Origin of the sequence: Pinibacter aurantiacus (genome assembly GCF_019130065.1) — a bacterium.
GTDB lineage: Bacteria > Bacteroidota > Bacteroidia > Chitinophagales > Chitinophagaceae > Pinibacter > Pinibacter aurantiacus.
The window spans coordinates 204,768-231,079 of sequence record NZ_JAHSPG010000015.1; the positions used below are offsets into that span (position 1 = coordinate 204,768).

At 41.1% G+C, this 26,312-nt stretch carries 24 protein-coding genes; 11 read left to right on the forward strand and 13 right to left on the reverse strand.

Annotated elements, in window-relative coordinates; genetic code table 11:
- Window positions 1-8: 8 nt before the first annotated feature.
- Genes KTO63_RS19295 through rpmB form a run of 3 tightly spaced genes read right to left on the reverse strand, consistent with a single transcriptional unit; the run spans window position 9 to window position 691 of the window.
- Window positions 9-182, reverse strand: a complete 174-nt coding sequence (locus KTO63_RS19295; protein ID WP_217793393.1) for a DUF4295 domain-containing protein — start codon at window positions 180-182, stop codon at window positions 9-11.
- A 36-nt stretch (window positions 183-218) separates the two neighbouring features.
- Window positions 219-401, reverse strand: a complete 183-nt coding sequence (gene rpmG / locus KTO63_RS19300; protein ID WP_217793395.1) for a 50S ribosomal protein L33 — start codon at window positions 399-401, stop codon at window positions 219-221.
- Window positions 402-454: 53 nt separating this feature from the next.
- Complete coding sequence (gene rpmB, locus KTO63_RS19305) at window positions 455-691, reverse strand: 50S ribosomal protein L28 (RefSeq protein ID WP_217793397.1); 237 nt, start codon at window positions 689-691, stop codon at window positions 455-457.
- 356 nt (window positions 692-1,047) lie between these two features.
- Here rpmB and ppk1 point away from each other — a divergent pair, with 356 nt between their 5' ends.
- The 3 genes from ppk1 to panB all read left to right on the forward strand — a co-directional run bounded on the left by ppk1 (window position 1,048) and on the right by panB (window position 5,378).
- Window positions 1,048-3,201 carry a polyphosphate kinase 1 gene (ppk1, locus tag KTO63_RS19310; protein ID WP_232373257.1) on the forward strand — a complete coding sequence of 718 codons (2,154 nt, stop codon included), beginning with the start codon at window positions 1,048-1,050 and terminating at the stop codon, window positions 3,199-3,201.
- 65 nt (window positions 3,202-3,266) lie between these two features.
- Window positions 3,267-4,166 carry a Ppx/GppA phosphatase family protein gene (locus KTO63_RS19315; RefSeq protein ID WP_217793401.1) on the forward strand — a complete coding sequence of 300 codons (900 nt, stop codon included), beginning with the start codon at window positions 3,267-3,269 and terminating at the stop codon, window positions 4,164-4,166.
- A gap of 396 nt (window positions 4,167-4,562) precedes the next feature.
- Window positions 4,563-5,378, forward strand: a complete 816-nt coding sequence (panB, locus tag KTO63_RS19320; RefSeq protein ID WP_217793403.1) for a 3-methyl-2-oxobutanoate hydroxymethyltransferase — start codon at window positions 4,563-4,565, stop codon at window positions 5,376-5,378.
- A gap of 98 nt (window positions 5,379-5,476) precedes the next feature.
- Here the strand turns inward: panB and KTO63_RS19325 are convergent, their stop codons facing one another.
- The 3 genes from KTO63_RS19325 to KTO63_RS19335 all read right to left on the reverse strand — a co-directional run bounded on the left by KTO63_RS19325 (window position 5,477) and on the right by KTO63_RS19335 (window position 7,849).
- On the reverse strand, window positions 5,477-6,265 hold the full coding sequence (locus KTO63_RS19325; protein WP_217793405.1) for a hypothetical protein: 789 nt from the start codon (window positions 6,263-6,265) through the stop codon (window positions 5,477-5,479).
- A gap of 1 nt (window position 6,266) precedes the next feature.
- On the reverse strand, window positions 6,267-6,863 hold the full coding sequence (locus KTO63_RS19330) for a DUF5034 domain-containing protein (RefSeq protein ID WP_217793406.1): 597 nt from the start codon (window positions 6,861-6,863) through the stop codon (window positions 6,267-6,269).
- 143 nt (window positions 6,864-7,006) lie between these two features.
- Window positions 7,007-7,849 (reverse strand): hypothetical protein, encoded by an 843-nt coding sequence (locus KTO63_RS19335; protein WP_217793408.1) that lies wholly within the window; start codon window positions 7,847-7,849, stop codon window positions 7,007-7,009.
- A 179-nt stretch (window positions 7,850-8,028) separates the two neighbouring features.
- Here KTO63_RS19335 and amaB point away from each other — a divergent pair, with 179 nt between their 5' ends.
- The 3 genes from amaB (at window position 8,029) to KTO63_RS19350 (ending at window position 12,686) form a co-directional block, all read left to right on the forward strand.
- Window positions 8,029-9,552 (forward strand): L-piperidine-6-carboxylate dehydrogenase, encoded by a 1,524-nt coding sequence (gene amaB / locus KTO63_RS19340; protein WP_217793409.1) that lies wholly within the window; start codon window positions 8,029-8,031, stop codon window positions 9,550-9,552.
- 304 nt (window positions 9,553-9,856) lie between these two features.
- The gene (locus tag KTO63_RS19345) at window positions 9,857-11,539 is read left to right on the forward strand and encodes a S8 family peptidase (protein WP_317195785.1); all 1,683 of its coding nucleotides are present in this window, start codon (window positions 9,857-9,859) and stop codon (window positions 11,537-11,539) included.
- Window positions 11,540-11,816: 277 nt separating this feature from the next.
- Window positions 11,817-12,686, forward strand: a complete 870-nt coding sequence (locus KTO63_RS19350; protein ID WP_217793410.1) for an alpha/beta fold hydrolase — start codon at window positions 11,817-11,819, stop codon at window positions 12,684-12,686.
- Window positions 12,687-12,999: 313 nt separating this feature from the next.
- Here the strand turns inward: KTO63_RS19350 and KTO63_RS19355 are convergent, their stop codons facing one another.
- Complete coding sequence (locus tag KTO63_RS19355; protein WP_217793411.1) at window positions 13,000-13,491, reverse strand: YajQ family cyclic di-GMP-binding protein; 492 nt, start codon at window positions 13,489-13,491, stop codon at window positions 13,000-13,002.
- A 405-nt stretch (window positions 13,492-13,896) separates the two neighbouring features.
- The gene (locus KTO63_RS19360; protein ID WP_217793412.1) at window positions 13,897-16,362 is read right to left on the reverse strand and encodes a TonB-dependent receptor domain-containing protein; all 2,466 of its coding nucleotides are present in this window, start codon (window positions 16,360-16,362) and stop codon (window positions 13,897-13,899) included.
- Between the two features lie 838 nt (window positions 16,363-17,200).
- Here KTO63_RS19360 and KTO63_RS19365 point away from each other — a divergent pair.
- Window positions 17,201-18,703, forward strand: a complete 1,503-nt coding sequence (locus KTO63_RS19365; protein ID WP_217793413.1) for a trypsin-like peptidase domain-containing protein — start codon at window positions 17,201-17,203, stop codon at window positions 18,701-18,703.
- 252 nt (window positions 18,704-18,955) lie between these two features.
- Here the strand turns inward: KTO63_RS19365 and KTO63_RS19370 are convergent, their stop codons facing one another.
- From KTO63_RS19370 to KTO63_RS19380, 3 genes are all read right to left on the reverse strand, one after another.
- Entirely contained in the window at window positions 18,956-19,360 is a 405-nt protein-coding gene (locus tag KTO63_RS19370; RefSeq protein ID WP_217793414.1) for an SET domain-containing protein, read from the reverse strand.
- A gap of 140 nt (window positions 19,361-19,500) precedes the next feature.
- Window positions 19,501-19,866: a hypothetical protein gene (locus tag KTO63_RS19375; protein ID WP_217793416.1), complete on the reverse strand. Its 366-nt coding sequence runs from the start codon at window positions 19,864-19,866 to the stop codon at window positions 19,501-19,503.
- Complete coding sequence (locus KTO63_RS19380) at window positions 19,863-20,186, reverse strand: hypothetical protein (protein WP_217793419.1); 324 nt, start codon at window positions 20,184-20,186, stop codon at window positions 19,863-19,865. Before KTO63_RS19380 ends, KTO63_RS19375 begins: the two co-directional genes overlap by 4 nt.
- A gap of 229 nt (window positions 20,187-20,415) precedes the next feature.
- Between KTO63_RS19380 and KTO63_RS19385 the strand changes: the two genes are divergently transcribed.
- On the forward strand, window positions 20,416-21,900 hold the full coding sequence (locus KTO63_RS19385) for a T9SS type A sorting domain-containing protein (RefSeq protein ID WP_217793421.1): 1,485 nt from the start codon (window positions 20,416-20,418) through the stop codon (window positions 21,898-21,900).
- Between the two features lie 39 nt (window positions 21,901-21,939).
- Here KTO63_RS19385 and KTO63_RS19390 read toward each other — a convergent pair whose 3' ends face one another.
- The gene (locus tag KTO63_RS19390; RefSeq protein ID WP_217793423.1) at window positions 21,940-22,368 is read right to left on the reverse strand and encodes an RDD family protein; all 429 of its coding nucleotides are present in this window, start codon (window positions 22,366-22,368) and stop codon (window positions 21,940-21,942) included.
- A 50-nt stretch (window positions 22,369-22,418) separates the two neighbouring features.
- Window positions 22,419-23,153, reverse strand: coding sequence for an RDD family protein (locus KTO63_RS19395; protein WP_217793425.1), 735 nt, complete (start codon window positions 23,151-23,153; stop codon window positions 22,419-22,421).
- Between the two features lie 144 nt (window positions 23,154-23,297).
- Between KTO63_RS19395 and KTO63_RS19400 the strand changes: the two genes are divergently transcribed.
- Genes KTO63_RS19400 through KTO63_RS19410 form a run of 3 tightly spaced genes read left to right on the forward strand, consistent with a single transcriptional unit; the run spans window position 23,298 to window position 26,312 of the window.
- The gene (locus KTO63_RS19400) at window positions 23,298-24,182 is read left to right on the forward strand and encodes a stage II sporulation protein M (protein WP_232373258.1); all 885 of its coding nucleotides are present in this window, start codon (window positions 23,298-23,300) and stop codon (window positions 24,180-24,182) included.
- On the forward strand, window positions 24,179-25,093 hold the full coding sequence (locus KTO63_RS19405; protein WP_217793429.1) for a hypothetical protein: 915 nt from the start codon (window positions 24,179-24,181) through the stop codon (window positions 25,091-25,093). Before KTO63_RS19400 ends, KTO63_RS19405 begins: the two co-directional genes overlap by 4 nt.
- The gene (locus KTO63_RS19410; RefSeq protein ID WP_217793430.1) at window positions 25,086-26,312 is read left to right on the forward strand and encodes a DUF4350 domain-containing protein; all 1,227 of its coding nucleotides are present in this window, start codon (window positions 25,086-25,088) and stop codon (window positions 26,310-26,312) included. Before KTO63_RS19405 ends, KTO63_RS19410 begins: the two co-directional genes overlap by 8 nt.

A 26,312-nucleotide genomic window follows, 5' to 3' on the forward strand; every position in this document is an offset into this window, starting at 1 on the left:
CTTGTAAATTATTTACCGGCAAGAAAATCTTTCACCTTATCCTTGTGCACGATTTGCTCTTTAAAAGTGTATGCACCAGTTTTCGGGCTACGAACCGCCTTAATAACTTTAGTCCAGTTTTTCGCTTCAGCAGATGCTTTAGCATCTTTTACCTTCGCGTTCTTAGAAGCTGCTTTTGCCATAATGAATCAATTTATGAGTTATCCTTTCGGATTTACTTATTTAATTTCTTTGTGTACAGTGTATTTTTTCAGAATAGGGTTGAATTTTTTCAACTCTAAACGTTCAGGAGTATTCTTTTTATTCTTTGTGCTGATGTAGCGGCTCGTACCTGGTTGACCACTTGTTTTGTGCTCAGTACACTCCAAAATCACCTGAACTCTGTTGCCTTTCTTTGCCATTTTATAAAAAATTTATTAATTAAACCAATAGGTTTGAGTAGTAACGGAATTAATTAGATTTTAACACCTTTTGCTCTTAACTCTTTTACTACGGGATACAATCCGTTCTTATTGATTGTGCGGATTGCCTCTGAAGACACTTTCAAAGTGATCCATTTGTCCTCTTCTACAAGGAAAAAACGTTTAGTTTGCAAATTTGGTAAAAACCTGCGTTTAGTTTTAATATTCGAGTGAGAAACCTTGTGCCCGCTGATCGGTGTTTTACCTGTTACCTGACATACTCTAGCCATGACTTGGAAAAATTTTGGACGGCGAAGGTCGGTAAAAGTATTGAATTGACAAAAAGAATTTGAAAGAAAGTTATGAGTTTTGAATTATAAGTTTTGAGTATTCAACTCTGTTTTACAACCAACTTCATGCTAGACATTGATAATCAACGTTAGCAATACAAAGATAAGCTAAAACTTATTTCAGTATTTATCCGGCAAAAACATCGTTCATTTTTTTGACATGCCTTTAAAGTACAAAACTTACAACTCAAAACTCATTACTCATAACTCACGACAAATCATAACAATTACTTAATTTCAAGCAGCCTTTATATTTCATTTATTTGGCAAAAAAGGCGCAAATGTTACTTCAGGAAATGAGAAATAAGACAATTATCAGGGATATCAGCTGGCTCTCGTTTAATGCAAGGGTTTTGCAGGAAGCGGGGGATAAGAATGTGCCTTTGAAAGAACGAATTCGCTTTTTGGGTATTTTTTCCAATAACCTGGATGAGTTTTTCCGCGTAAGGGTGGCTACCTTGAAGCGTATGTTTGAATTGGGGGGCAAGGCCAAATTAAATATGCACCTGGAAACTTCTCCTGAGAAAATCATCGATGAGATACAGATGATCGTTTTGCGCCAACAAACTGAATTCAACCGTATTTGGGAAGATATTAAACTGGAAATGGAGAAGGAAAAGATATTTCTCCTTACAGAAAAAGACCTGACGCGGGAGCAGAGAGTGTTCGTTATCAAGTTTTTCGAAGAAAATGTGCGGGCCAATACTATCCCTCTGATGATCGAAAGCATTCCTCAATTTCCTTATTTGCGCGAAAAATCAATTTTTCTTGGGGTGGTAATGTCCAAAGTGGACACCGCTTATGCCCAAAAATATGCATTGATTGAGGTTCCAAACCGTGCAGTGGGACGTTTCATCCAGTTACCTTCTCCCGAAGGGGAGCATCATATTATACTGCTGGAGGATGTGGTTCGCTACAATCTCCCTTCTATTTTCAGCTATTTCGGCTATGACAAATATGAGTCATGGGTTTTTAAAGTGACCAAGGATGCTGAAATCGATATTGACAATGACGTTTCTACGAACATTGTCCAAAAAATTGAGAAAGGGCTAAAAAACCGCAGAAAGGGAAAGCCTGTAAGATTTGTGTACGATAAAGAAATGGATCCGGGCTTGCTGGAGTACCTTATTCGCAGATTGAACCTGGCGAAGAAAGGGAATTTAAGTCCTGGGGGAAGGATTCATAATTTCCGCCATTTTATGGAATTTCCGGATGTTTTCAAGAAAAATCCGAGAAGGAAACCGTTTATGCACCCGGGCCTGATAGATAGCCATCGCGTTACTGATATTGTTTTGCAAAAAGACATTTTACTCAATTTCCCATACCACTCTTTCAACCCGGTTATTGACCTTTTGCGCGAAGCTGCAATCGACCCGAGCGTCACTTCCATTAAGATAACAGCTTACCGATTGGCATCGAATTCCAAAATTATAAATGCGCTGATCAACGCGGTGAGAAATGGCAAACAGGTTACAGTAATGCTGGAACTAAAGGCAAGGTTTGACGAAGAAGCGAACCTTGAATGGAAAGAGCAGTTGGAACTGGAGGGGGTAAAAGTGCTGATCGGTTATCCGAATATGAAGGTGCATGCGAAGATCTGCATGATCAGAAAGAAGGTAAACAACAGGACGGTAAGCTATGGTTTTATAAGCACGGGTAATTTAAATGAGAGCACCAGCCGCATTTATGGGGACCATTGTTTATTAACTGCGAACCGGAACCTGATGGCGGATGTAAACAGAATGTTCAACTACCTGGAAAAACCAAAACCGGATAATAATGTTTTGAGCCTTTGCAAAACACTTATCCCCTGCCCCACTTCTTTGAGGAAGGAGTTGATCAAACTGATCAATAACGAGATCAGGATGGCGCAGCGCAAAAAGAAGGCGAAGATCATTTTGAAGATGAACTCGCTGTCTGATGAAGAGCTGATTTTTAAGTTGAACGATGCAGCAATTGCGGGCGTTGAAATAAGCCTGATCATTCGCGGTATCATTTGCATGTATACGGAAAATAAAAAATTCAAGGAGCCGGTGAAAGCGATCAGCATTGTAGATGAGTACCTGGAACACGCAAGGGTATTTATTTTCCATAATGGTGGTGATGAAAAAGTGTTCATCTCATCTGCTGACTGGATGGTGCGCAACCTGGATCACCGTGTGGAGGCGACTTGCCCGATCATTGACAAAAACATCAAAAAGGTAATCAAGAATATATTGAAGATCCAACTGAGCGACAATGTGAAGGCGAGAATTCTGGACAACAATCTCAGAAACGAATATGTAACTCATCCGGCAGACGAAAAACCTATTCGTTCGCAAATAGAAATTTATAACTACCTTCTTTCAAAGGGCAAAAAGAAAGAGGATAAAAAAAAGAGCGATGGAACACAGGTGGTTAACGATGATGAGCAAAACATTTCTGCTGTTTCCATTGTAACACAGGGATAGATGTGGCGAGGTGCGAATTTTGCCACTTAAGTTTTGAACTTTACTTTTGAACTTTTTATTTACGAATGAAATTATCCGCTATAGACATAGGTAGTAATGCCGCCAGGTTGTTAATTACAGAGGTTGTAAAATCTACTGATGGCAAGCCGCAGTTTAACAAGCTAAATCTCGTGCGTGTGCCCCTTCGATTGGGTTTTGACGTTTTTGACCAGGCGAAGATCTCGAAGGACAGAGAGGATATGTTTATCAAAACCATGCGGGCTTATCGCGACCTGATGGACGTTTATGATGTGAAATATTACCGGGCTTGCGCCACGTCTGCCATGCGCGATGCAACCAACTCCAAACAAATCATTCAAAAAGTAAAGAAGGAAACGGGAATAGAAATTCACATTATTTCCGGAAGTGAGGAGGCGTCGCTCATTTACGAGAACCACATTGCGGAAAATATGGATAAACAGAATTCTTATCTGTACATTGATGTGGGAGGAGGTAGCACGGAGCTTACTTTTTTTAGCAACAATCAGTTAGTGTTCAAAGAGTCTTTCAACATAGGAACGATTCGCCTCCTTAAGAACCAGGTGGAGGAAGCACATTGGGCGAACATGAAGAATTTTATCAAGGACAAAACAAAGGGCTTTCCAAACGTTGTTGCCATTGGTTCAGGAGGAAATATCAACAAAGTGTTTTCGTTGTCCAAAAAGAAGGATGGTAAGCCACTTACACTAGAGCTGCTGAAGGACTACCATAAAGAATTATCAAGTTTTTCCGTTTCGGAGCGCATGCGCCTTTATAACCTTCGTGAGGACCGCGCGGACGTAATTGTGCCTGCACTTGCGATATACATCAATGTTATGCGTTGGGCAAATACAGAGCTGATTTTCGTTCCCAAAATAGGGTTGGCCGATGGGCTTGTGCAGTCGTTGTATGCAGAGCTGACAAGTAAGAAGTTGGTGAACGTGTGAGGGATTGGCACACGGATGACACGGATTGCACTGATTTGCACGGATTATGCTTATGCGATCAGCAACACTGTTATCGAACTTTTTTTATTAAAGTTTGTCATCGCCATTCTAGTGCTTCATAATAAAATCCTCAAGCTTTTCTTTTTCAAAGACAACATTCATCTATTTTATTCTCTACAAATTTTCATTTCAATGCAGCCCATAGAACTTCGTCGGACAAATCACGGACTTTAAAACATCCGTGTAAATCAGTGCAATCCGTGTCATCCGTGTGCCATTGTATGTTTTTTTACTAATTTCGCTTTCCACTTGGGCAAATGCGGACAGATATGTTTTATTCTAACGCAGATCCATATTACCATTTGCCACCTTTATTCTAATCTTAAAATTGCAAACATGTCTGTTCACAACGAAGTAAAAAAAGTTACCACCAATACGCTGTTGCGTATGAAAGCTGCAGGAGAAAAGATCGCCATGCTTACTGCTTACGACTTTTCATTTGCACGCGTTTTTGATGCGGCGGGTATTGATGTAATATTGGTAGGTGATTCTGCAAGTAATGTAATGGCCGGCCACGAAACCACTTTGCCCATTACGCTCGACCAAATGATTTATCATGCCTCTTCTGTTATTCGTGGCGTAAATAAAAGTCTTGTGGTGGTTGACTTGCCGTTTGGGACTTACCAGGGCAACTCGAAAGAAGCATTAAGTTCTGCGATTCGTGTAATGAAAGAATCCGGCGGACATGCTCTTAAACTTGAAGGTGGAGAAGAAATCGTAGAATCTGTCAAAAGAATTATTTCTGCCGGTGTTCCGGTAATGGGGCATTTGGGTTTAACGCCTCAATCTATTTATAAATTCGGCACATACGCTGTAAGGGCTAAAGAAGAAGCCGAAGCGGAAAAACTAAAACGCGATGCCATATTGCTGCAGGAAGCAGGATGTTTTGCTGTGGTGCTGGAAAAAATTCCTGCCCAGTTAGCAAAGGAAGTTTCCGAAAGCCTAACCATTCCAACCATCGGCATTGGTGCAGGCCCACACTGTGATGGACAAGTATTGGTAATGCACGATATGCTGGGCATCAACAATGAATTCCAACCACGCTTTTTAAGAAAATACGCAAACCTTCACGAGCAGATCACTAATGCTGTACAGCAGTATGTGAAGGATGTTAGAAGGAAGGATTTCCCGAATGAGAAGGAACAGTACTAGTAGACTGAATAACTGAGTAACTGAATAACTGAGTGGTTGAATGTCGAAAATCAAGATCGAATATGAGCCTTCAGTTATTCCGTTACTCAGTTATTCAATTATTTCAACAAAAGCGAAAAGCCCGCCCCCACGGCTACACTTTGGAAAGTAGTTTCAAAAATATATTCTTGAGTGGTTTGCCGTTGTGATTTATAATTCTGCTCCGTTGTTGTATATACCAAGCGAACAGATGGAGAATAGAGATAATTAACGCTCATATTTACCGCCAATATTTTGGTAACCCTGTAGGAAAATGTGCACGCAGGTGAAAAAACCCAACCAATTTCCGTGGATGCATCCTGGTTCCAATTGTAAGTCATATCAATAATTTCATTGCCTTGTTTCTCTTTCAGATGTAGAGTATAATTGTTCATCATTCCGTCATAACTATTGATGCCAAATAACAATTTCGGCATGATCATGAATCTGCCGGTTGTAATTTTATAGGTAGGTCCTATCATAAAACTGACTACGCCTGCGTCAATATTATTTTGCGGCCACGGAGCAGTTACATAATATTTGCTGGTAAATTGGTTGATCAAATATTGTTGGGCCTTCCCCGCGTCCGATGACTTTGCGATCCATGGCAAAAACTCAAACTCAGCGCCCCATTTTTTTGAAAAGAAATAAGCTATCCTGCCAATCACAAAACCACCAGCATCACTTATGTTGACTGAATTTTTAAAAAAAGGATCCTGAATGGAAAAGCCATGAACAGGGATAAGGCCTCCTCCCTCAAGGCTCATCATAAACTTTGATCGTTCCGCATATAATTTCTTTTTTTGTTGCGCTTGTATATTGGCAAGACAAAACAGAAGCGCTGCCAGAATAAAAAAATAAGCTTTCATATTAGATGAGATGGGTTACGACAGAGGTTTTTTCAAATTGTTTACCACTCGCCACTGTGACCACTACACGAAATTGACACTGTGAATATTCAGATTCGTGCATGAGAATGAAATTATAATCGATAGGCATAGGCTCTTCTGTAAAAGTGTAAATAGGTTGGTTAAAGACACCATTTGCCGGAAGTGGTTTTGTGCCGTCAATAAAAAAATAGGAAGTAACGTCTGAACCTGCTTTGTGTGTGGAGTCGAAATCTATTGCAGTAAATACTTGTACGGTCTGGATGGTATCCCTGGAATCGCCGGTGAAACCAGAGGTGCAGCAACGATTCGCGTAAGCTGATTCCAGGAATAACGGCTTGTGCACCTTTTGTTGCCCCACCTTTATGGTTTCGAGTTCGACCCTTAGTCCATAGCATTTTTTACAAATCGAGTCTGCACCTGTTATTACGGGTACCTGGCCACCGTTATCTAAAACCTCAAGTTTTATTTTGTCAATCGCAAACTGATATTTTAATCCTTCGGGGCAATGGCAGCAGGCTTCTATAGTACCGGCAATCATCGGCAGCAGCAGCCAACATAATATACGGGTAAGTTTCATGGTTTGGGTGTTTTGGAGGCTGACAGTAGGTTTAACAAATCCGTTGCACAAGATAATTCCGGCGTCAAGTGAAAAGACGAGTATTGGCTAAACTTTCACAATTCGGTTTTGAGTTTTAGGTAATTCTATCCCATGCAACCGGATCACTTCCAAAGTATAGAAATGCCGGCTCCAATGGTCAACCACTGCGCACGAAACGAATCGTGTGTAACTGAAATGGTAGTTTGATTTGTTTTGTGACTGTAGGATTCTTCTGTATAAGAATTTGAAACACTCGATCTGTAGTAGCTAATATCCAAGTTAGCGCCCAGCCATTTCGTTGCCCTGTACGAAACACTCAAGCCTGGAGATATTGCAAAAGAAACCTTCTCTTTTCTTTGCGGAGCATAAGTCAGGTCAATTAAGTCGCCTCCATTTTTTTCCTGCAACATTGCTTTTCCAGTATTGAAGCCAAAGGTGTTTATACCAAACAACAATTTAGAAACAACCAGTACTCGTCCTTTTGAAAATTTATATACTGGTCCGGTTAACGCGTTGACGACAAACTTTGTACCGTACGAATTTCCGGTAACTGAATCGCAGTAACGGTTACCATATTTGCTGTCAATGTAATAATCAAAGCGGGTAACGAAGCCATGTACCGTATCAAATCCATAATCAGCCCCATAGGGTGCCGGATGAATTTTGAAATTAATTTCAAAGCCCCACTTTTTATACACAAAAATATCCATAGCAAATGGCTGCACGTAGACATCACTGCTATATAGCATCAAACTGCCCATTGGTGTATTGTTGGGTTTCACTAATGGAACACTGCCACCCAATCCAAAACTGGTAAAGTAGGTTGATTTATTTTCGTAACGCTTATCCCATGTTTTTTTCCTTTTCCCTTTATGAAAATTTTCCCACTGATTTTTCTCCTGGGCGAAGATGGGGAGACTGGTTGCAAGTAATAGCAGAAAACATATAATACGGACAAGGTTCATCGTTCAGGGTTTATAGGGTGACAGAAAGGTGAAAATTTCCGTTGCACCAAAAATAAAAATTGAATAACTGAGTAACTGAATAATTGAACTTTTGAGGCAAATTTGCCTTATAACTACAGTTATTCAATTATTGAGTTATTCAATTATTTCCTTACATTTTCCATCGTTAAATTTGCCATATGGAATTCTTACAAAAATTACACATCGACAACGATAATAACGGCGTATCCACGGGTTTGGAATGGCCGGCTGCCAATGGAGAAAAATTATTTTCCTACTCTCCTGTTGATGGCAAATTGATTGCAGCAGCAAGTGGTGCAGACAAATCAAATTATGACGCCGTAATTGCAAAAGCAAAAGAAGCATTTGCCAAATGGCGCTTGTGGCCCGCTCCTAAACGTGGCGAAATTGTGCGCCAGATCGGCGAGGCGCTGCGTAATAAAAAAGAGGAGCTCGGCAAACTTGTTTCTTACGAAATGGGCAAGAGCCTGCAAGAGGGCTATGGCGAAGTGCAGGAGATGATCGACATCTGTGACTTTGCCGTTGGCTTGTCGCGCCAGCTTCACGGGCTTACCATGCACAGCGAAAGGCCTGCACACAGAATGTACGAGCAATATCATCCACTAGGCGTTGTGGGCATTATTTCCGCATTCAATTTCCCTGTTGCGGTATGGAGCTGGAACAGTATGCTGGCCTGGATCTGCGGCAATGTGACCGTTTGGAAACCATCCGAGAAAACACCTTTGTGCGGCATTGCGTGTCAAAAAATTGTAGCTGAAATATTTGCCAAAAACAACGTTCCCGAAGGCGTGAGCAACCTCGTGATCGGCGGTCGCGACGTGGGAGAATGGATGAGCAACGATGTGAATGTTCCGCTTGTTTCTGCAACGGGTTCTACACGAATGGGCAAAGCTGTAGGTGCTGCTGTGGGCGCAAGATTGGGAAAGAGCATTTTGGAACTGGGCGGCAACAATGCTATTATCATTTCAAAAGATGCCGACCTTGATATGTCACTGGTCGGCGCAGTGTTTGGTGCAGTGGGCACGGCAGGGCAACGTTGTACTTCTACACGCAGATTGATCATACACAAAGACGTTTATAATACATTTACTGACAAGCTAAAAAATGCCTACAAACAATTACGCATCGGCAACCCGCTTGATGAGCACAACCACGTCGGCCCTCTTATTGACAAAGATGCGGTGACGATGTATCTCAGTGCAATTGACAAATGCAAAGCTGAGGGCGGCAACTTTATTGTAGAGGGTGGCGAAATGACCGGCGATGGATTTGAGAGCGGTTGCTACGTAAAACCGTGTATTGCCGAAGTAAAAAACGAATACAGCATTGTGCAGCATGAAACTTTCGCTCCTATTTTGTATGTGATGAAATACGATGGTATTGACGATGCCATTGCGATGCAAAATGGTGTTCCACAAGGCTTGTCATCTGCTATCATGACACTCAACCTTCGGGAAGCAGAGGCTTTCCTTTCCCATGCCGGAAGTGATTGTGGCATTGCCAACGTTAACATCGGAACGTCAGGCGCTGAGATCGGCGGTGCTTTTGGCGGCGAGAAAGAGACCGGCGGCGGTCGTGAAAGCGGCAGTGATGCCTGGAAAGCTTATATGAGACGCCAGACAAACACGATCAACTATTCTACCCAATTACCTTTGGCTCAAGGTATTAAGTTCGAGTTTTAGCAGTTTGTTAACCGATATTTTCCGGATGCTGAGATTTTGGAATTAGTTGTTAAAAGACTTAAAACGTTTATGGTTGATTCAGGTAACTCTTGCTCTTATTCGATGACATATAATTTTTCGTCCGAAAGTCTAAAACTCTCTGCATCCGGCAAATACCCGGGTCAAATATCTTTTTTGTGAACGGTATTCTTTTGTAAGATATTAATCCTCATATTTGATCCGCTGAAATTGTTGTACTGCAACCTTTTGCTGGAAAACAGCGTTTTATTTCAGTGAGGAAATTATAAAACCCAAATTTTTACAAGTGAAAAAAATTATCATTTTAGCGGGATTTGCTCTTGTGGTGAGTGGTTCTACATATGCCCAGGGAACATCCGTAAAAACAGATTTGCCCCACGGCTGGCAATTGCTTGACAAATCGAAGGATGGCGTGTACGGCTTGAGTATGGACAAAGCCTATGAATTCGTAAAGGGCAAAAAAACAACGACAATCGTTGTTGCGGTAATCGATGCGGGTATCGACACTTTGCATGAAGACCTGAAAGACGTGTTATGGGTGAACCCAAAAGAAATTCCGGGCAATGGCATCGATGATGACAAAAACGGTTACGTAGATGATGTGCATGGATGGAACTTCATTGGTGGCAAAGATGGTCGCTACGTAAAAGAAGATTCTTATGAAGGCATTCGCGTTTACTATCAGTTCAAAGACAAATACGAAGGCAAAACAGTTGATGTTGCCAAATTCGACCAGGGCCAGAAGGACGAGTATGAAATGTGGTTGAAAGCGAAAGAGAAAGTAGTAGGTGATGCAACAGGCGGTGTAGATACGAAAATGTTACAGAAGGTTTTAGAAATGTCTGTTAAGAACGATTCCATTTTGAAAAAAGCTATTGGTAAAGACGTTTACTCGGGTAACGATCTTGACACTTTTGCAGCGGTTGCTCCGGATGCGGCAAGAGCAAAAGCAGGTTTTCTTTACTTGTTGAAAGCAAACAACATGATGGAGTCTACCAACAAAGAATTCATCGACGGCCTTACTGAATACGTAACCAGCGAAGAAAGAAAAAAAGATGGTGCTACCAACCCTCCAAAACCTTACCGCGCTGATATTGTGAAGGACAACGAAATGGACATCAACGACAAATACTACGGTAACGCTGATGTGATGAGTGGCAATCCTTTCCACGGCACGCACGTAGCGGGTATCATTGCTGCAAAACGCAACAATGGCCTTGGTATGGATGGCGTTGCTGACAATGTAAAAATCATGGCGATCCGCGCCGTTCCTGATGGCGACGAGCACGATAAAGATATTGCACTTGCTATCCGCTATGCAGTTGACAATGGAGCAAGAGTGGTAAACATGAGTTTTGGCAAAAGCTTCTCCCCTGAGAAAAAATGGGTTGATGATGCGGTGAAATATGCTGAATCAAAAGGCGTTTTGCTTGTACATGCTGCAGGTAATGATGCTGCGAATGTAGATTCAGTGGACAACTTCCCTAATCCATATTTAAGAGCGAGTGGTGCAAGAGCTACCAACTGGATCACCGTGGGTGCAAGCAGCGATCCTTCTGCAGAAAGCTTTAAAAGTTACACAGCATCTTTCTCTAATTACGGAAAAGGAACTGTAGATGTTTTCGCTCCTGGTACTAAGATCTATTCAACCATTCCGGGTGGCAACACTTATGGCAATGCACAAGGTACAAGCATGGCATCGCCTGTTGTTGCAGGTCTGGCTGCATTTATCCTTTCATACTACCCTGATCTTACTCCTCAGCAGGTGAAAATGGTAATCGAACAATCTGCCACTAAATTGCCTGAGCAAGTAAAAAAACCAGGTTCTGATGACATGGTGAGCTTGTCTGACCTTTGCTCTTCCGGCGGCGTTGTTAATGGTTACGAGGCTATCAAACTGGCTTCTACATTGAAACCTGAAGGAAAGAAAATGCCAAAATCTTCTTTGAAGAAAGGTAAGAAAGACTAAGACAATTAAGAATTTAGAGTTCATTATAAGCAGAATGCCGGACGAGAGTCCGGCATTTTTTATTGTTGTGAGCATTTGAATATGAATTGGGCTAACGTTGCGACGCTCCGTTCAACGGTATATCTTTGATGAGCAATTGTCGAGACGTGTTGAACGCGTCCCCTTCCAATCATTGTCGCATTAAACCCCTGAATTGTCTTTTGCACACCGCCCCGAATTCTAAAATTCGTTTCAATTTTGTATTGTCGGTAAGTTCGAAATAAAATGAAACTCAGTTATGAAAAACTTATTCAAGACAAACAAGTTTCTTAAATCAATATTAATAAGCGTAATCGTCATGTCCACAACAAACCAATCCATGGCACAACAAAGCAAACCTATTGAGAGTGGTTATGCTCCTGTTAATGGCATTAAAGTATACTATGAAGTCTATGGCCAAGGCATGCCGATAGTGCTGCTGCACGGAGCGTATTACACTATCGATATGAACTGGGGACAATTAATCCCGGAATTATCAAAGACGAGAAAGGTAATCGCTATTGAAATGCAAGGTCACGGGCATACTCCGTTTTCGGAGAGAAAATTATCCCGCACTACTTTAGCAAGTGACGTTGAAGCCGTAATGGATTATCTAAAAATTGACAGCGCGGACGTGGTAGGATATAGCTTTGGTGGCTCTGTAGCTTATCAATTTGCTATTCAAAGTCCTAAACGACTGAGAAAATTAATAATTATTTCTGCCACCTATAAAAGCAGTGGTTGGCTGCCTGAAGTAACAGAAGGATTTAAAAATATGAAACCTGAACTTTTTGATAACACACCATTGAAAACAGCGTATGATGCCGTAGCACCGGATAAAACAAAGTGGACAAAATTCCTTGAACAGATGATTGGCTCCGCTACAACGCCATTCGATTTGGGGGACTCCAACATTGCAAAGATTACTGCACCCGTATTACTAATTTCGGGCGATAATGACGGAATGGATAAAATTGAACTGGTTAAAACTTATCAGTTGCTTGGCGGTGCCGGCGATTTTCGGATTACTCCGAAATCACAGTTAGCAATTGTTCCGGGGCAAGGGCATGTAAGCCTGATGATGCAGACACAAACGCTATTAGGCTATATGGAAAGCTTTTTAAACTAATGAACGGCATTTGACTATTGTAGAGACGCATGATAATGCGTCTCCGGTTAATCATTCGACGGGCTACATATTTACGCGCATTTTTCCGCTGTTTGCACAGGCTGTCATTATGTGGAACAGAGACGCATTATCATGCGTCTCCTGTTAAAACATTCAACCTGCTACACATTTCTATGCGCATCTTCGCGTTGTTTGTGCAGGCCGTAATTATGTGGAACGGAGACGCATTATCATTCGTCTCTACGGGGAACGAAATAAAAAAGGCCGGATCAAATCCGGCCCTTTTATTGCAAAGACGCATTATCATGCGTCTCTACGATTTCATATTTACATATTGCAAGGCGATTCCAAGATTCCAGGCTTTGCTGGCTTGTATCACCTCCTGCAGATCATCAATTTTCTTTGCTGTTACACGCACAATATCATCCATGATGGCAGCCTGCACTTTAAGGCCGCTGTCTTTAATATGTTTTACTATTTTCTTCGCATCTTCTTGCTTAATGCCATTGCGGATGGTAACTTCTTTTTTCACAATCTTTCCGCTTGGGTAAGCCTCTTTGCTAAGATCAAATACTTCAGGAGGCAACCCCTGCTTCATGCTCCTGCTGATCAATACATCGATGATCTGGTTCAATTGCATGTCACTGCCAGATTCAAGTGCGAGCGTCAAATCCTTTTTATTCAATTCAATTACAACGTGTGCGCCTTTAAAATCGAAACGATTAGTTATTTCTTTTTTTACTGTATTAATGGCATTATCAACTGTCTGTACGTCTACTTTACTTACGATATCAAAAGAAGGCATAAGAAATCATTTAATGGTGAAGCTGTAAAAGTAGGATTTTAGTTGAAAATTGAAAGTTGAAAATTGAAAATGTAGGGGCGAATTGCATTCGCCCTGGCAATCCACAATGTCAGCATTTAATCTCGCTGTTTGAAAATTACACCTACATCCACCAATAAAAAAAAGGAACACAGCTCACCAACTGTGCTCCTTAGGTTCCACAAGTAACTATGCTGCTATTTTAAGGGTATTTCAAGGTGTAAGGTTTAGGAATTAGTTGAAAATTGAAAATGTTTTGTGTGGTGCATCGCTGGTAGTAGGCAAACATCTCCTATGTTCAGTTTTCAACTCCCGGCGGGGGCGGCAGGGCGAATGCGATTCGCCCCTACGGCTACCCATTTTCAATTTTCAACTTTCAATTTTCAATTAATCGCCGCCTCCACGTTTTACACGGTTGCTTTCATCATCTGCACCACCCGTGCGTCTGTTTTGCTGGGCGTTTTGAATTTGTTTACCAAATCTCCAAACAAATGAAAGGTTCACTACGCGGCTATCTCTATGTTGATTGAATGTTGCTTCTGTTTGCTGAAAGTTGATCTCGCCTTTTATTTTTTGTGTGTACAAAATATCACGTGCATTTAATTTGATCGTTGCCTTGTCTTTCAAAATATTTTTTGCAACACCCGCAGACAACTGTCCAAAAGGATAAAGCAATATCTGACCTTCTATGCCTTTTGTTCTGTAAAAGCCCGACAACTCCGCACTCCAGCCCTTATTGAATTTAAACTGGTTGTTGATGTTGGTCATAAAGTTAGTGGCTTCTATATTCAACGGCTCATTATACAATGTACCCTGGTAGTGGTTGTAGTTCACATTTGCATACACGCTTGCTGTCCACCATTTTGCTATAGGAATTTGCGCACTTACCGCTACACCGGCATTATCGCGTTTTCCAATATTTCCGCGGTGAATGATCGTTGCATTTCCTTGCTGCTCGAATGTTTCAGCGAAAATGTTTTTGGTATGGCTGTAGTTCAAAGTTGTTGTCAGGAACTTTTTGTAAGTGTGTGAAAACTCAATGTTGTTCGTGTACTGAGGCTGCAAATATGGGTTACCTACCATGTACGTATAGTTGTCCAGGAAGAACATGAACGGATTCATATCCTGGTAAGCTGGCCTGTCAATACGGCGACCATAGTTCAGGTTCAAATCATTCTTGTCGTTTATTGAATAGGTTAGGTAAGCTGTAGGAAACAGGTTATGATATGAGTTGGTGAACGACGAATCTTTCTGCGCATTGTTTCCTGCCTGTTTACCGTTGTTGTTGGTATTCTCATATCTAAGACCAGCCTGCAAGCTAAATTTCTTGCTGAATTGTTTGTTGAAATTTAGGTACGCAGCGTTGATGTTTTCTTTGTACGTAAATGAGTTGGTCTTATTGTTATCTACCGTTTCGTTACCATTTTCAATGTTATAAAAATTAGCACTGTTCACAGTAGTTACGTAGCTGCTTTTAAGACCGGCTTCCAGTTTTGCATTGCCTTTCAGTGGTTTTGTATAGTCAACTTTGCCAGAATAAATGTTCACATCAACAGGCATGTATGCACGAAGGTTTTGCACTCCTGTCAAAAGCCACTCAGGGTTATAACTGTTGTTGGTAAAATACTGATCGCCTTTGTTGGTATAGTTTGCAAAATCAACATCTGCGGTGATCTCCTGTCCTGTAGTATCAAACTGATGGCGCATGTTCAGGTTCACGCTTCCGCTGTTATATTTCGTGTCGATCGTGTTAATTGAAGAGGTGATAGAATCTGTGTTATAGTTAGGATCTTTTAAGTAAATGGTGCTTTTACTGTAGTTCTCTTCCTTGTTTAAATAACCGTTTAGCACAACACCCAATGTTGTTTTCTTATTCACGAAATAATCCATCCCTACTTTCAGGTTGTTGTTTCTTTCTTTAAACTTCATCCAGCTGTCTTGTGTAAAAATGCCGTTGACCTGTTTTGTGTTTACATCCATGAACTTGCGGGTAATATACAGCTGGTTATAGCCGTTCCAGATGCTGTAGCTGTAGTTGGCAAAAATGTTGAACTTGCCGGTACGGTAGTTAAGGTTCAGGCTGTTGTTTGTTTTCCAGTACGCACCTTGTCCGTAGTTAAGCGTGAGGCTTCCGTTAAAACCTTTCTGTTTGTTCTTTTTGGTCTTCAGGTTAATGATTCCTGAATTACCCGCAGCATCATATTTTGCAGATGGATTCGTCATGATCTCGATCTGGTCCAAAGCGCTTGCAGGAAGACTTTTCAGGTAGTTGGTCAAATCTGTGGATGACAGGTAAGTTGGTCTGCCATCAATCATAATGGTGACGCCTTGCTTACCCTTCAGGCTGATGTTGCCGTCTTTATCGATTGTAATACCGGGTGATTTTTCCAGCACTTCCAAAGCGGTAGCACCAACGTTGGTAACGGACGCTTCTACGTTTACGACTGTTTTATCGGCCTTTAATTCAACCGGCGGTCTGCTGGCCACAACTGTCACGTTGTTCAGTTCCTTGCTGGCTGTGGTAAGTTTAACGGGCAGGTCTTTTGAGGTACCTGTTTGGCTAACTTCGATCGATTCTGAGGTAAATTTTTTATAGCCAATAGCAGTGATGGCTATTAAATATTTGCCTTTGATAAGGTTTTTCAGTTCAAAATGTCCCTTTGCGTCACTTTTGCGAACAAGGACCTGGGAAGAGTCCGTGGCCCGTAAAAGCAAAATGGTCGCATCCTGAACGGGGTTTCCTTTGTCGTCATTAACGGCACCAATAATTTGGTTACCAGGTGTTTGTGCTTGGCTGAAATAAGATAAGGTTACTAGTGTTAAGACCTTCAGCATAGTCAATAAATGTCTCATGGTGTGGTGTATAGTACTGTTTATTGATAATTACAACACAAACTTAGGTACTATGCATTACAAAGTACATTGTTTTATGTCGAACGGTGTTTGTTACTGATATTCGGTAGTAGGTAAGACAGGACAGGTCATTTTCATGTTACACTTTCCGGGTTGTTTGGTATGAGAGGTATTTAGAACAGTTGAATGGGATTTCGGAGATAAGTTGGCGGAGGACAAGACAATTTGAAAATTTGGGATTTAAAAATTTGAAAATGGGTCCACCGTAGGGGCGAATCGCATTCGCCCTGATACAACCGCGGGGAATTGAAAATTGAAAGTGGAAAATTGAAAATGGGATTTGCCACATTGTGTCCCACCCCAACTTTTCACTCTGTTGTTTGTTTTAATAATGCCTGGTTGTTAAGCAGGAGAAAAATCCACTAATGCAATGGGCGATGCGTTGGTACAAGAATTTCTGTTTTAATTAAACTTAACGCGGCAGGAATATGTCAGAGATGGAGGGTAGATTTTGGAAGTATTGCTGTTCGTTAAGTTAGCATCAAACAAAGAGAATTAATAGATATTTCATTCCTTGCCAACATATAATTTTAATAAGAATAAACACTTATCAATTGAACCGAAAACAAATTTTATTTCATCTTTACGAGTCTCCAACACAATATTTCACAAGCTTTTACCCTTAATGTTTTTTATCTTTACATAGATGATCTACGAAGACCTTAGTAAAACATTTGTTAAACAGTTTTACCGGTAATTCAAGATGTTTTCTTGCTTCGTTAATTTGTATAGTTAATAATTTTTGACGTTTAAGTTCTATCAAAAGGAAGATTATAATATGACAACAAAACAAGTATTCTCAATTATTTTAATTAGCGCCGCTACTTCAGTTGGAAGTATGTGGGCGTATAATAAAATGACGACCCAAACGGCTTACCAGTATCCGGTGGCCGACAGTGGTAAGCTTCCGTCCAATTATGCAGGTTTCTTTGATGGAGTGGCCGGTGGTGCACCTCCCACAGATTTTACACAGGCTGCTGCTGCTGCCATTCCTGCAACTGTTCACATTAAAACAAAAGCCACACGTACGGCTTCTAATAATTTACCAAGAAAGAACCCTTTGCTGGACCTGTTTGGTTTTGATTTTGACGACGATGGTATGGGCAGCATGCCTCGCTCCATTCCTTCAATGGCTTCCGGTTCAGGTGCTATTATTAGTGAAGACGGTTACATTGTGACCAATAACCACGTTATTGAAGATGCAGATGAGATCAACGTTACACTGAACAATCAAAAAAGCTTTAAAGCGAAACTGATCGGTACAGACCCAAGCAGCGACATTGCTGTTATTAAGATCGATGCGAAAGGATTGCCATTCTTATTGTATGGCAACTCTGATGACGCAAGAATCGGACAGTGGGTATTGGCCGTAGGTTATCCGCTTACATTAGAAACGACAGTAACAGCCGGTATCATTAGTGCAAAAGGAAGAACCTTGAACATTAATGGCCGACAGAGCAACACGCCTATCGAGTCGTTCATTCAAACGGATGCTGCGGTGAACCCGGGAAACAGTGGCGGTCCGCTTATTTCAACGGATGGCAAAATGCTGGGCATTAACTCAGCGATCGCTTCTCCTACTGGTTCGTTCGCAGGTTACTCGTTCACCATTCCGGTTAACATTGTAAAGAAAATTGTTGCCGACATCATTAAATATGGTACTGCACAAAGAGCTTACCTCGGTATCAACTACCTGAGAGATGACATTACCGAAGAGCAAAAAGCACAAGCCGGCATTAAAAACGGTGATGGTGTGTATGTGATGGATGTTGTGAAAGAAGGAGCGGCTGCTTCTGCTGGTATTAAGAAAGGCGACTTTATCGAAAAGATCAACGATGTTACTGTTGCAACAAGTGCTGACATGGTTGGCCAGATCGCGACCTACCGCCCTGGTGATAAAATCAAGATCAGCTACCGCCGTGATGGTAAACTGAACGACGTAATGGTAATATTGCGCAACAGCGCCGGCACCACTGATGTAGTTAAAAACACCGCAGCAGATAAACTGGGTGCAGAACTTGAAACGCTTTCAAAGAAAGATGCCAACGAATTAGGTGTTAAAGGCGGCGTTCTTGTTAAAACCCTTAAATCCGGCGGATTGCTTGAACGCTCAAAGATCCAGGAGGGTTATGTAATATTAAAAGTAAACGGCCAGGAAGTGAAGACTGTGGATGAGTTTAGAAAAGCCATTGAAGGTTCTGGCTCCAATGCCAAACTGGAAGGTGTTTACCCTGGTTATGAAGGTATATATCCATACCCATTGAGATTGAGTGACAATTGATGTTATGCAATCTAAAAAATAAAAAGGCCCTACTGGGCCTTTTTATTTTTTAGATAATTTGAGAATTTGAAAATATGGTAATTTGAAAATTAGAAGTGTAGCCGCGAAACATCTATGTGCATTCCCCATCAACCACTTCTAACAACTATCAACTAACAACCAACAACTTTATCCCAACTCTCAACTATTCGCAGCCGCAGGGCGAATGCGATTCGCCCCTACAACTCTCAACTCTCAATTCTCAATTCTCCACTAAATAAATCCTTTGCAATTCGGCGCGCCGCATCTGCACTTCAACTTTCCATCGTGGTGGGTTTCTCCGTAATTGCAGGTAAGCTCCTCTCCTTTTTTGATTGGCTTTAATGTGTAGAATTCCACTTTCCCGTGTGCAACACGCATGTAAGTGTTGGGACCGCAGGAATGATTGATAAAATTCAGTTCGTTCTTATTTACGCTGCCGTTTAATGCGCGGCCATCGCCAAATTCAACACATGCAATACGTTTTTGCGAAGCCACCAGCAGGCGGGCTTTGCGAAGGCTGATAATTTCTCCGCCCATATTGCCGAGTTTTTTCCTGGCAGGAATATTTTGCAAAGCAAAAGTGCCGGTGCCGTCAATCTTGCTTTTCTTCGATTCGAGTTTGTAAGTTAAAGACATGATAGAATTAATGAGTTGCCACAAAGATGGAGAATGTTAATTCAAAAGTCAAAAGTTAAAAGTCAAAAATGCGGTGACGCTTTTTGACTTTTAACTTTTGACTTTTAGATTTAGACGGCCCATTATTCTTTGCAAAAAACTCAAATGTATCGTACCGTTGGGCAAGCTTTACAGGCCATGCTTCCTTCCTGAGCGTACCAGCGGCATTCCGGCCTTATACTGCAAGGAGGCAATTGTTCATCTTGTATTTTTTCTTCCATTGCGGTTAATACACGTTTTATTACGCCGCATTCAGATCCTGTCCATTGTTCACATCCGCTTTTCACGCATTTATTTACAAAACGGAATTTTTGTTCCGCAGCTTTTCCGGTATTCGCGGCCTTCATAAAAACGTCATCCACTTCCAGGGGCGTAGAAAGAATATCCACAGAATTTTCCTTTACTACACCAAGCAGCTTTGAGCCCTCGTATAAAGGCGCACTCGGGCAAAGGAATTTCTCTTTCATCCTACTGAGTTTCGTTGTACAATACTAACTGGACCCACAGCATTTGCAAGTCCGTGTTGATTTTCAATCTGGGAAATGGCACCCAATAATTCTTTACTCATCAGCTGCATGATTCTGCCGCCGTTGATCAACCATTTTTGCAAAACAAAGGACCCGCCGACTGCTGTTGGAGCTTCTGTTTTTGCCTTTCCGCCAGCCAGATCCAGTTCGCCGAGTTTGTGTATGAATGCCTGGTTCAGTGCTTTGCTTATTTCAGCCTGATACTTTTCAGGAATGTCCAATCCATCGACTTCAATCGTGAATTTTAGTGATTTTGACATATGACTAAGGTTTAAATGGCGCCTACTCGTTTAGCGGATTTTCGGCAAGTTTCCGTAGTTGACATAGACGTTATTTAAAGAAGACGGGCAAACAAATGGTGAAATCTTTGTGCAAGTAAAAATTCATCACTATTTTTCAGGCGGCTTACTGCTGAAATGTCCATTCATCCACGATAATTCCATTTAGAAAATTCCTCTTTCCCTTTTATTCAACGCTGAACCCTTAATCATGAAAGGAATATTTTTCTCTTCGGTTTTTCTTTTATTGTCTTTTTCCAAATTACATGCACAGAGTGGCTGCACCGATGCGGCAGCGAACAACTATAACGCTTCTGCAAAAACAAACGACGGTTCCTGCAAGTATAATGATATAATGTTGACGCCTTCCATAAAGTACGCCATGGACAATACTTTGCGGGAAACATCGGGCTTGTTGTGGTGGGATGGCAAAGTGTGGACCTTCAACGATAGTGGCGGATTGCCTGCTATATATGCCATCGATTCTGCAACGGGCACCATCACTAAAACAGTCACCATTTCGAACGCAACGAATATAGACTGGGAAGAGATCACGCAGGATGATCAATACATTTACATCGGTGACTTTGGTAACAATGCCAGCGGCAATCGCAAAAATCTGCGCATCTATAAAATTGCAAAGGCCGATGTGCAATCATCGACAAGTGTTACTGCACAAGCAATCAATTTCTCCTATAGCGATCAAACTGATTTTACTGCAACAGCGAGCAACCAAACCAACTATGATTGCGAAGCTTTCGTAGCATATAACGACAGTCTGTTTTTGTTTAGCAAAGACTGGGTTGATTTTCACTCAAGATTGTATTCTTTGCCCAAGACCCCAGGCACTTATACTGCCCGTTTAAAAGCAGATATTTTGGTGGACGGGTTAATTACAGGAGCCACTATTTTGCCTTCGCAAAAAACAATCGTGTTAACCGGCTACTCCACTGTGCTGGTGCCATTTTTATACCTGTTGTACGATTTTTCCAACAACGATTTTTTTGCAGCCAACAAGAGAAAAGTACAACTGAATTCAGCCTTTACACAAATGGAGGGAATTGCCTCAATTAGCGACACGTACTTTTTTGTAAGCAATGAATTTTTCCAGCGCTCTATAATTACTACACCCGCAAGACTGCAATCAATCAATCTCGCTTCATTGCTCACTGCTTATTACACAGCGCTTCCTTACGAGCTGCAATCTTTCCAGGCAATGGTAAATGATAGTGATGTTACACTACGCTGGCAACTGAATAGTGGCAACGATCTTACAGGCATTACAGTGCAACGCAAGAAGAACACAGAGGCTAATTTTAGTGACTTGCAAACAACCGGAGTGAATGAAACAACCTATATAGACAAAGACGCTTTGCAGGATAATAGCACGATTCAATACAGGTTAAAATTGACCGATAAAAACCAGGAAGTTCATTACAGTAAAGTTGTTGCAGTGTCAAAAAACAAAAGCAATGCTGTTACAATAACGGCCACATCTGACAAGCTGAAGATTATTTCTGCCAATAACATTTCAGGTACAATAGATATCATTAGTACAAATGGAAGTCTTGTAAACAGATCAACCATTTCAGGAACAAATCCTACCATAGACATTTCCAATTTACCTGCAGGTGTTTATGTAGCAAGGCTTTCAATGAATGCTTATAGTCAGTCCGCAAAGTTCTTTAAGCAATAAAAAAGCCCTGAAAAATTTTCGGGGCTTTTTTATTGCTCGTTATTTTTTTACGACGTAAGTCTGCGTCCATCTGTCATGCCATGGATGACCACCAAACGCACTAAATACTTCGAACGGAACTATTCGACTAAATGATCTTTTAAGTGCGTCACCGAAGGTAATGCTGCTACCATCTTCCTTTACCACTCTGGTTCTGGTTATTAGTTTCCCCAATGTCCTTCCTTTCAAAAGCCCCTCCGTAATAGTGTAATATATGATCACGGTAGAATAAAGACATGCGTATACCAAAAGCGTGCTGTCCTGAAAAATATTGCTGCCTGAACGAACAGATCCTATAATTCCAAAGACAATTACTATTGCGTAAACGCAAAGAATATCTATCAAATAGTTGGCAAACCTTTGGCCAACAGTGGCATGTTCAATTACAATTTCTTGTTCAATTTCCTGAAGTAAATCCTGTGTTTCCATGTTTAAGATTAAAGGGTTAAAAAAATAGATAAAGATCTTGCTAAAAAAATTTAATTCTGATTCGACAAGTAGTTATAGTCTTTCAATATTGTTTCCAAAAATGTTACATCATCTTCATACTCCTGGATGCCAAGCACTTCGCGGATCTTCGCCGTTGTTCTGTACAAAAGCGCAGTATTGTTTTGCTTAACAGCTGCATCCAGCACCCCCTTCACGAGGTTCATGTCCCGGTCGCTCAGGCGCAACACATTGGTGTACCTTGGTTTGTAATCATCTCCAAGTTCAAAGAAAACTGTTTCATTCAAGTCGGACGTAAGTTTTGTATCAATCACCATTGTGCCTGCCGCCAAATCTCCCAGGCGCTGGTTCTTTTTGGTGGACATATAACTGATCAACCCCGGCAACACAAACGTAATGTCAACAAATCTCAGCAACCAGCGCAGCACCAATTGATGAAAAGCTGCCCTACCCCCGTTATCACTGATCACCCTGACCTGACAGGCTTTTTTCCCAAGGCTCTGGCCGTTCATTAAACTCTCACACACAAGGTGATACAATAAAGCGGGCAGATAAAAAATCATCTGCAGTCCCGATAAATTATATAATAAAGGCAGGTTCTCGGACGTTGAATCCGTGTTGAAGGAATCTATAATTTTTGAGGTAATATAAAAGTATGCACCGATAATGAACCAATCAATTATCATCGCAAAAAAACGCTTGTGAAAAGGGGCCGACTCAAATTCCAGTTCTATATTCAAACTAGTCTGAACTGTAATTTTTTCCATATAGATTTAAAACATTTGTTAGATTGTAAAGTAATTCTATTTTCGAAGATAAAACAACCCTAATTGAGAGAAGCGCAATTCATAAAGAAAAATAGAGATCGCTGGCTCCAAATGCAACACTTACCCGGCGATCAACCAGATGAAATGGCTAACGAATTCATTCAGTTAGTAGAAGATCTGGGCTATAGCAAAACATTTTACCCTACCAGTCGCGTTACAAAATATCTTAATGCAGAAGCCGGTAAGAGATACCTCGGTATCTATCAAAATCAAAAACAATCCAGATCACGAATAGTCAATTTTTTCAAGTACACATTACCACTTACTATAGGGAAACACTTAGGCTTATTGTTAATTAGTTTTTCTCTTTTTGTAATATTTGTCGCCATCGGATTTTTTTCTGCCAAAACAGATGAAAGTTTTGTGCGCATGGTGATGGGCGATCATTACGTGAACATGACGGAAAAAAACATCCAGGACGGCCATCCTTTTGGTGTATATGGAGAAGGAAATGAATTTCTAAGTTTCTGCTACATTTTCGTAAACAACGTAGTGGTATCACTGAAAGAATTTGCCGGCGGCATTTTACTGGGCATACCAACGGTATTGGGTTTGATGTACAACTCAGTAGTGGTCGGCGCTTTTGAGTATATGTTCTACAGCAAAGGTTTAATCAACGATAGTTTACTCACCATTTTAATCCACGGCACCATTGAGCTTTCAACTTTTGTAATTGCAGCAGCATCGGGATTGGTATTAGCGAAGAGCTGGATCTTTCCCGGCACCAAAAGCAGGCTGAACGCATTGAAACAAGGTGCAAAAGAAGGTGTGATCATTGCCTTATCAAATGTCCCCATGTTGTTTATCGCAGCAATATTTGAAGGCTTCATCACCCGCCATACCGATATGCCGCTTGTGTTAAAGCTGTTTATAATAACCATCTCCCTATGCCTTGTTCTTGGTTATTTCGTTATTTATCCGCTGAAGCTTATGAAACAAGCGAAGCAGGAAAGCATTGCAAAATCATGAAGAAAAGATTCTACCATCCACCATATCCTTTATTTGTTTTACTGGCATTCTTTTTCGTTTGCAGCAGCCATGCTTATGCTCAGGATATAAACCTGGATTCCCTGAAGAAAGCCGCACTGGAACAGATTAAAACCGACGGAGAACAACACGAAAAACATATTTACGATTCCTCCGAAAGATTCTTCAACGCGAAGTTTTATTCGGACCAGCCTTTTGCAGCGGATAAATTTTCAGGAAAAACAATATCGCCGTCACTGATAGATTCTTTGAAAAAAGATAAGGATTTCTGGTATGCAAGCGCAGTTGAAAAATTTAAAGTAAAACAAAAAGCATACCTGCAATTTGCAGATTCTGTAAAAAGAGTTAATGCGGACAACCCCGAGCCTGCATCAAAACCAGATGAGAGTTTTGAAGATGATTCACCAAGAATAATAAACATTGGCCCCGGCCTTCAATATCTTTTGCTAGGCGCTGCAATCCTCATTTTCCTGGGAGCACTGGTTTACTTTTTATCTTCAAACAAAGTCGGATTTTTTGCGCCTTCGAATAAAAATATTGATGACCAACCGGAAGAAACCGATCTGGGAGAAAACATATTTATACTTCCTTACCAGGACCTGCTGAACAAAGCGATAAAAGACAAAAACTACAGACTGGCAACGCGCATTTTGTATCTGCAAACTTTGAAACTGCTGTCTGAAAATGGCATCATTACTTTCAAGCCTGACTCTACAAACATTCACTACTTAATGCAGCTGAACAAGACTGCTTATTACGACGACTTTTTTAAAGTTACAAGGCACTATGAATATGTCTGGTATGGAAAATTTGACGTTACGCCGGAGATGTATGAAAAAATAAGCAAGGATTTTTCCACTATGCAAAAGAAAATAATTCCATCCTATGAATAAGATATTGCCATTTGTAATTGTGGGCGTGGTAATTATTTTGGCGCTGCTGTTTATTCCTACCAAAAAAGGTAAACAATTCGATTCCAGATTTACGCTGAACCCCAAAGATAAAATTCCCTACGGGACCAACGTTTCGTATTCACTATTATCGAAACTGTTTCCTTCGGCAAAAGTGACGGTGAATCGAAATGAACCCGGAGCATGGAAAAACCTCAATGTAGATACCGGCAAACAGGTGTTGATAATTGTAGCGTTCGACTTCGATCCGACTGAAGAAGAGATGGACAACATTCTCAGTTTTGCACAAAAAGGAAATTATGTTTTCATCAGCGCCATCATGTACAACTCAATGGCAACAGACGTTTTCAAAGTAAGGCAAGCTTATAACAGTGGATACGATCTCAAAGATAAAATTAATGACATCATCAGGCCGGACTCATTCAGGGTAATGCTTGACACAGGAGCGTTTCATACGCCTGTTGCATACACTTGCCCGGGCTCGTCATATGACAATAGTTTCCTGGATTACGATTCTACAATTACTTATCCATTAGGGTATTCAGACAATGGCAACCCGAATTTACTTGCTATGAATACCATAAAAGGCACGGTGTTCCTGCATTCGGCGCCTCTTACATTGACAAACTTTTTCCTTTTATACAACAACAATCACAAATACCTTGAGCAACTGGCAGCAATGGTTCCTGTAAAACCTACGCATGTTGTCTGGGATGAATATTATTTGTTTTCTGCCGACAGGCCAAAGAAAGAAAGCGACAGCAAAGGCATTTTATCTGTGATCCTCAACTACCCTAATTTTCAGTGGGCATTCTGGTTAACGCTTGCCGTGCTTGTGGTTTACCTGTTCACAGAAAGCAGCCGTAAGCAAAGACAGATACCGGAATACAGCAAACCGAAAAATGAGCACATGGAGTTCATTTCCACAGTAGGAAAGTTGTATTTTGAAAAAGGCGACCACCTCAATCTTGCATCGAAAATGAGCCAGTTTTTCCTGGAGCATGTTCGAACAAAATATAAACTAAACACGAGCCACATTAACGACGACTTTGCGAAAGCATTGGCCATAAAAACAGGTGTGCCACAGGAAGAAGCCAACGTGATTACCGGATACATCCAACAAACACAAATGGGCGCCACTACTGTTGACGACCTGAAACACTTTTATAACCATTTAGAAAATTTCTACAAAAAAGCCTGA

Coding starts and splice junctions, on each gene's coding strand:
- KTO63_RS19295 (WP_217793393.1), bottom strand. CDS start 182: ATGGCAAAAGCAGCTTCTAAGAACGCGAAGGTAAAAGATGCTAAAGCA.
- rpmG (WP_217793395.1), bottom strand. CDS start 401: ATGGCAAAGAAAGGCAACAGAGTTCAGGTGATTTTGGAGTGTACTGAG.
- rpmB (WP_217793397.1), bottom strand. CDS start 691: ATGGCTAGAGTATGTCAGGTAACAGGTAAAACACCGATCAGCGGGCAC.
- ppk1 (WP_232373257.1), top strand. CDS start 1,048: ATGAGAAATAAGACAATTATCAGGGATATCAGCTGGCTCTCGTTTAAT.
- KTO63_RS19315 (WP_217793401.1), top strand. CDS start 3,267: ATGAAATTATCCGCTATAGACATAGGTAGTAATGCCGCCAGGTTGTTA.
- panB (WP_217793403.1), top strand. CDS start 4,563: ATGTCTGTTCACAACGAAGTAAAAAAAGTTACCACCAATACGCTGTTG.
- KTO63_RS19325 (WP_217793405.1), bottom strand. CDS start 6,265: ATGAAAGCTTATTTTTTTATTCTGGCAGCGCTTCTGTTTTGTCTTGCC.
- KTO63_RS19330 (WP_217793406.1), bottom strand. CDS start 6,863: ATGAAACTTACCCGTATATTATGTTGGCTGCTGCTGCCGATGATTGCC.
- KTO63_RS19335 (WP_217793408.1), bottom strand. CDS start 7,849: ATGAACCTTGTCCGTATTATATGTTTTCTGCTATTACTTGCAACCAGT.
- amaB (WP_217793409.1), top strand. CDS start 8,029: ATGGAATTCTTACAAAAATTACACATCGACAACGATAATAACGGCGTA.
- KTO63_RS19350 (WP_217793410.1), top strand. CDS start 11,817: ATGAAAAACTTATTCAAGACAAACAAGTTTCTTAAATCAATATTAATA.
- KTO63_RS19355 (WP_217793411.1), bottom strand. CDS start 13,491: ATGCCTTCTTTTGATATCGTAAGTAAAGTAGACGTACAGACAGTTGAT.
- KTO63_RS19360 (WP_217793412.1), bottom strand. CDS start 16,362: ATGAGACATTTATTGACTATGCTGAAGGTCTTAACACTAGTAACCTTA.
- KTO63_RS19365 (WP_217793413.1), top strand. CDS start 17,201: ATGACAACAAAACAAGTATTCTCAATTATTTTAATTAGCGCCGCTACT.
- KTO63_RS19370 (WP_217793414.1), bottom strand. CDS start 19,360: ATGTCTTTAACTTACAAACTCGAATCGAAGAAAAGCAAGATTGACGGC.
- KTO63_RS19375 (WP_217793416.1), bottom strand. CDS start 19,866: ATGAAAGAGAAATTCCTTTGCCCGAGTGCGCCTTTATACGAGGGCTCA.
- KTO63_RS19380 (WP_217793419.1), bottom strand. CDS start 20,186: ATGTCAAAATCACTAAAATTCACGATTGAAGTCGATGGATTGGACATT.
- KTO63_RS19385 (WP_217793421.1), top strand. CDS start 20,416: ATGAAAGGAATATTTTTCTCTTCGGTTTTTCTTTTATTGTCTTTTTCC.
- KTO63_RS19390 (WP_217793423.1), bottom strand. CDS start 22,368: ATGGAAACACAGGATTTACTTCAGGAAATTGAACAAGAAATTGTAATT.
- KTO63_RS19395 (WP_217793425.1), bottom strand. CDS start 23,153: ATGGAAAAAATTACAGTTCAGACTAGTTTGAATATAGAACTGGAATTT.
- KTO63_RS19400 (WP_232373258.1), top strand. CDS start 23,298: ATGGCTAACGAATTCATTCAGTTAGTAGAAGATCTGGGCTATAGCAAA.
- KTO63_RS19405 (WP_217793429.1), top strand. CDS start 24,179: ATGAAGAAAAGATTCTACCATCCACCATATCCTTTATTTGTTTTACTG.
- KTO63_RS19410 (WP_217793430.1), top strand. CDS start 25,086: ATGAATAAGATATTGCCATTTGTAATTGTGGGCGTGGTAATTATTTTG.